Origin of the sequence: Streptomyces sp. 150FB (assembly GCF_000818195.1) — a bacterium.
Lineage (GTDB): Bacteria > Actinomycetota > Actinomycetes > Streptomycetales > Streptomycetaceae > Streptomyces.
In genome coordinates this window covers 6,454,732-6,460,175 of sequence record NZ_JTHL01000001.1, presented here as the reverse complement: position 1 = coordinate 6,460,175, position 5,444 = coordinate 6,454,732, and the positions used below count along the sequence as shown (strand labels likewise).

The 5,444-nt window shown below is 72.1% G+C and carries 6 protein-coding genes; all 6 read left to right on the top strand.

Annotation, left to right across the window (positions count from 1 at the left end; all coding sequences use genetic code 11):
- Positions 1–1,291, top strand: a 1,291-nt coding sequence (locus QR77_RS27955) for a hypothetical protein (protein WP_040024810.1), incomplete at its 5' end; no start/stop codon positions are given.
- Between the two features lie 74 nt (positions 1,292–1,365).
- Positions 1,366–1,953 (top strand): hypothetical protein, encoded by a 588-nt coding sequence (locus tag QR77_RS27950; RefSeq protein ID WP_040028781.1) that lies wholly within the window; start codon positions 1,366–1,368, stop codon positions 1,951–1,953.
- Between the two features lie 159 nt (positions 1,954–2,112).
- A complete protein-coding gene (locus tag QR77_RS27945; RefSeq protein WP_040028780.1) occupies positions 2,113–2,838 on the top strand; it encodes a spermidine synthase in 726 nt (241 codons plus the stop codon).
- Between the two features lie 156 nt (positions 2,839–2,994).
- Positions 2,995–3,732 (top strand): response regulator transcription factor, encoded by a 738-nt coding sequence (locus QR77_RS27940; protein WP_040024809.1) that lies wholly within the window; start codon positions 2,995–2,997, stop codon positions 3,730–3,732.
- A gap of 89 nt (positions 3,733–3,821) precedes the next feature.
- Complete coding sequence (locus tag QR77_RS27935; protein WP_040028779.1) at positions 3,822–4,907, top strand: HAMP domain-containing sensor histidine kinase; 1,086 nt, start codon at positions 3,822–3,824, stop codon at positions 4,905–4,907.
- Between the two features lie 278 nt (positions 4,908–5,185).
- Positions 5,186–5,444, top strand: a 259-nt coding sequence (locus QR77_RS46960; RefSeq protein ID WP_040024808.1) for a hypothetical protein, incomplete at its 3' end; no start/stop codon positions are given.

Genomic DNA, 5,444 nt, shown 5'->3' with positions numbered 1-5,444 from the left:
CCGCCGCCGCTCCCCCGGGGTCCTGCGGACCGAACTCCGGCGCGGAGCCGGCCCCTGGGCCGGCGCCGCGCTCGCGATCCTCGTCGGCGTCACCATGTACACCAAGGCCCCCCAGTGGCAAGGGCGCTGGGCCGAGACCACCGACGTCCTACGGGTCACCGGCCTGTTGCTCGGCGGCCCGCTGTCCATCGCCGCCGGGTGCTGGCAGGGCGGCCGGGAGCGCAGGCGCGGCACCGCCGAACTGCGCGCCACCCTCGCGCGTCCCCCGCTGCGCCAGGCGCTCGTCACCGCCGCGCCCGCCGCGCTCTGGCCGGCCGCCGGATACGCCGTCGCAGCGGCCGGATGCCTGGTCACCACCTGGCCGTACGCGAGTTCCGGCCACCCCTTCTGGACGCTGACCGCGGCGGACGCCGTGGCCGTCGCCGCGCTGGGCGTCGTCGGCTTTGTCGTCGGACGGCTGATTCCCTGGCGACTCACCGCGCCGCTGCTGGCTGTCGTGACGTACGTCGTGCTGGGCATTCCGAGCTACGGCGCCCACGACAGCGGTCTCCGATGGCTGGACCCCGCCATTCAGCACTCCAGTTCCTGGGAGCGGCCGGTGTGGTGGTTCGGTCCTGCGAGCGCCCTGTGGACCGGCGGCCTGGCCGCCGCCGTGCTCCTCGCATACGCGGCGCGCCACCGCCTCATCCTGCTCGTCCCCCTCGCGCTGGCCGTCGCCGCCGCCGTACCGGTCGCGCGTACCGGCGACGAGGTCTGGCGGGACAACCCGGCGGCGGCCCGGCCGGTCTGCGACCACGGCTCCCCGCAGGTGTGTGTGGCCGCCGTCCACGGAAAGCTGCTTCCGCAGGTGTCGAAGGCGCTCGCCGGGACGAACGCGAAGCTGCGCGGGGTGCCCGGCGCCCCGACCCGCTGGATCGAAGGACCGTCCCGCAAGGGTCCGCACGACGCGGCCCTGATGGACCTGGATTACGGGGTGGCGCACGGCGACTTGCTCGATCCGGTCAGCTACGCGTTCTCCTCGCTCAGGAACCTCCGCGTCCTGAACTGCGGGAAGAAGACCGAACACGGCGGCGCCGGACCGTCCGACGCGATCGTGGCACGGTCGATCGACATCAACCAGGCCGTGTCGCAGTGGCTGGCTCCGAACCCGGTGTCCCCCCATCTCCCCGGGAAATCCTCCTACAGGGAACTCGCGCGACTGAAGGCGAAGAGCCCGGCCGAGGCCCGCGCTTACCTCGCCCGCTATCTGGCCGCGGGCACATGCGACCCGGAGAAGGTGCCCGCCCCGTGACCGGCCCCCGACCACCCGCCCCGGGCGAAACCGCCGCCCCGCGCGCACCGGCCCCGCGTCGGCTCGCCCTCACCCTGCACGCCCGCGCACGCGCCGTCCCCCGCACCCTGGCCGCGCTCGCGGGTACGGCTCTGGTCGCGGCCTGGGCCGCGTACGCGCTCCAGTCGGCGCACCGGTTCGGCGACACCGCGCGCATCCCGGTCGTCACCCTCGCCCCGCTGCTCGCCTCGGCCGCCGTCGGCACGGCGCTCCACAGCGACAGCGACGAACTGGACCGTACGGCTGTACGCCCCTGGTGGCCGAGGCGGCTCACGCTCCTGCTTCTCCTCACCGGCCTCGCCGCCGCGCTGCTCACGCTCGCCGTACCCGGCGAGCCCTGGGTCTTCGGCGCGGCGGCGATGGTGCGCAATGTCCTCGGCGCCACCGGCGTCGCCGCGGCGTCGGCCGCCCTGCTCGGAGCGCGGCTGAGCTGGCTGCCGACGATCGTCTACCTGAGCGGGGTCTATCTCTCGGCGCCCCGCACCCACGGGGGTACGGCCGCGCTCTGGGCCTGGCCGATGCAGCCGGGGCCCGAGCAGGGAGCTTGGTGGACGGCGGGTATCGCCTTCGTCTGCGGCGCCGCGCTGTACGCGTGGCGCGGCTCCCGGCCGGAAGCACGTTAAGGCTCCAGCGGGGGTCCGCGGGTGTCGCGGCCGGAGGGCTGGGCATACGAATTGTCCCGACCGAATTGTCCGCGGACTCCCTCTCCCGCCAGGATGGTGGCGCCCGCCAGGATGGTCGCGCAAGCAGCCGTCCGCCCATCGGACCAGGAGAACCCCACCGTGCCCGACAGCGCGCCCGACAGCGGGCCCTACGCCAGTCCTCTCGTCCTCGACCGCAGAGAGGGGCCGTACGGCGAGATCGTGCTGCGCCGGCGCATCGATCCGCTCGGGGAGCAGGGGTCCATCCACGAGATCATCGCCAATGGCTGCTTCCTGATGGACACTTCGGACGGCCGCTCCGAGCGTCTGCTCGTCGACGCGGCGTTCGGCGCACTGCCCGCCGAGCGCCGTGAGAGCCATCCGTCCGTCCTGATCGGCGGGCTCGGTGTCGGTTTCTCCCTCGCGCACGCCGCCGCCGATCCGCGCTGGGGGCGGATCGTCGTCGTCGAACGGGAGGACGCCGTCATCGACTGGCACCACGAGGGTCCGCTCGCCCGGATCTCGGGCGCCGCTCTCGCCGATCCGCGCACTGTGATCCTTCACACCGACCTGGTGGATTATGTGCGGAACAGCGCCGACACGTACGACGCGCTCTGCCTGGACATCGACAACGGACCCGGCTGGACCGTCACTGAAAGCAACGAAACATTGTATACACAGGGTGGACTCGCCGACTGCCATGCCCGGTTGAACCCCGGCGGCGTACTCGCCGTATGGTCGGCTCAACCCTCCCCGACCTTCGGTGATGCGTTGCGGAATGCCGGTTTCACCGGGGTAAGGGTGGAAGAGATCCAGGTTGCCCGGGGAGCGCCCGACGTGGTCCATCTCGCTGCTCGCACTGCGTAGCCGGGAGGCCTCCGCTGCCTCTACGCTGCTCCCCGACACACGAGATCCACACGTCGGGTGCGAATGTGGATCGCACACCCAGGGGCAACCCCGGAACAGCCCGGGCACGACCCGGGGACGAACACGGACCGCGGAACGCGCAACAGGGGCGGGGCGATGGAGCAGACGAACACCAGCCACAACGGAGGCGCGGCCACGCCCGGCGCCCAGCGCCGGGTCCTGGTCGTGGAGGACGACGCGACGATAGTGGACGCCATCGCGGCCAGACTGCGGGCCGAGGGCTTCCTCGTCCAGACCGCGGTGGACGGCCCCGCCGCCGTCGACGCGGCCGAGGCCTGGCAGCCGGACGTGATGGTCCTCGACGTGATGCTGCCCGGCTTCGACGGCCTGGAGGTGTGCCGCCGCGTCCAGGCGACCCGCCCCGTACCGGTGCTGATGCTGACGGCCCGCGACGACGAGACCGACATGCTGGTGGGCCTCGGGGTCGGCGCCGACGACTACATGACCAAGCCGTTCTCCATGCGGGAGCTGGCGGCCCGGGTGCACGTGCTGCTGCGCCGGGTGGAGCGCGCCGCGCTGGCCGCCGTGACGCCGCGCAGCGGCATCCTGCGCCTCGGCGAGCTGGAGATCGACCACGCGCAGCGCCGGGTGCGGGTGCGCGGCGAGGACGTGCACCTCACGCCGACCGAGTTCGACCTGCTGGTGTGCCTGGCGAACACGCCGCGCGCCGTGCTCTCCCGCGAGCAGTTGCTCGCCGAGGTGTGGGACTGGGCGGACGCCTCGGGCACCCGTACGGTCGACAGCCACATCAAGGCCCTGCGCCGGAAGATCGGCGCGGAGCGGATCCGTACCGTGCACGGCGTCGGCTACGCGCTGGAGACACCGGCGCCATGATCCGGCCCCGGCCACGGCGGACCAGGACCAGGCTCCGACCCACGACCCGGCCCCGGACCCGGCCGCTGCCACCCGCCGCGCTGCCAGGTCTGCCCGGCGGCGGGAGCGGTCTGCGGCCCTTCTCCGTCAAGGCGAAGCTGGGCACGCTCGTGGTCGTCTCCGTCTTCATCACGACCGGGCTGCTGATGGTGGCCCTCCGTACGGAGACCGAGCTGCGCTTCATCACGGTCTTCTCGGTGATAGCGACGCTGCTGATCACCCAGTTCGTGGCGCACGGCCTGACCGCGCCGCTGGACGAGATGAACACCGTCGCCAAGGGCATCTCACACGGCGACTACACGCGAAGGGTGAGCGGCGCCGACCGCAGGGACGAGCTGGGCGACCTGGCGTCCACCATCAACCGGATGGCCGACGATCTGGAGGCCGTGGACCGGCACCGCAAGGAGCTGGTCGCGAACGTCTCGCACGAGCTGCGCACGCCCATCGCCGCGCTGCGCGCCGTGCTGGAGAACGTGGTGGACGGGGTGTCGGCCGCCGACCCCGAGACGATGCGGACGGCGCTGCGGCAGACGGAGCGGCTCGGCCGGCTCACCGAGACGCTGCTGGACCTGTCGCGGCTGGACAACGGCGTCGTACCGCTGAAGGCGCAGCGCTTCGAGGTGTGGCCGTATCTGTCCGGGGTGCTCAAGGAGGCCAATCTCGCGGCCTCGCAGCGCGGCCTGTCGTCAAGCCCGGGGGGCCTGGGCAACCACACCCGTACGGACGTCCATCTGCACCTCGACGTCTCGCCGCCGGAGCTGACGGCTCACGCGGACGCCGAGCGGCTGCACCAGGTGGTCGCCAACCTCATCGACAACGCGGTCAAGCACAGCCCGCCGCACGGCCGGGTCACCGTGCGCGCGCGGCGCGGCGCCCAGCCGGAGTCGCTGGACCTGGAGGTCCAGGACGAGGGGCCCGGCATTCCCGAGCAGGAGCGCTACCGCGTCTTCGAACGGTTCAACCGGGGCCAGGCGCCTTCGCCGCACGGTCCCGGCAGCGACGGCGGTACGGGACTGGGCCTCGCGATCGCGCGCTGGGCGGTCGATCTGCACGGCGGCCGTATCGGAGTGGCCGAATCCGCGCGCGGCTGCCGCATCCAGGTCACCCTTCCAGGAATACCCAGGGCGCGCAGTTGACGTATGGTCGGGAGGGTTAGGTACGTAAGCGCACGATCTCCGGGTACGGAGTCGGGGACGGGCGGGCTGCGGGCCGTTTACCTGCCGTAGCCGGGGCGCTGTGAAGTCCCTGGTGAGGCGGACCCGGCATGTTTCCCGCCAATTCATACGCTGAAACCCGCCGTCGGATGTGATGTGCGCGACGATGGCAAGACCAGGCTCCATCTGCGGGTCCGGTAGGCGTAGCCTTGATTCCCGCTGTCCATCACCTTGTGAAGCGGAAGAGGGCGGTTCACGCCGTGTCGTCTCAGTCCCCCAGTAACACGAGTATCTCGACCGACGAAGACGGGCAGGGCAAGAACCCTGCCGCGGCCTTCGGGGCCAACGAGTGGCTCGTCGACGAGATCTACCAGCAGTACCTCCAGGATCCCAATTCGGTCGACCGTGCCTGGTGGGACTTCTTCGCCGACTACAAGCCGGGCACGCCCGGTACGGCGGACAAGCCAGCGGACACCGCGGCCGCGGGGGCCGCTGTGAGCGCGACCTCGGCCCAGACCC

Excerpts from the sequence above, each read along its gene's own strand:
- QR77_RS27940 (WP_040024809.1), top strand. The coding sequence starts at position 2,995 with ATGGAGCAGACGAACACCAGCCACAACGGAGGCGCGGCCACGCCCGGC.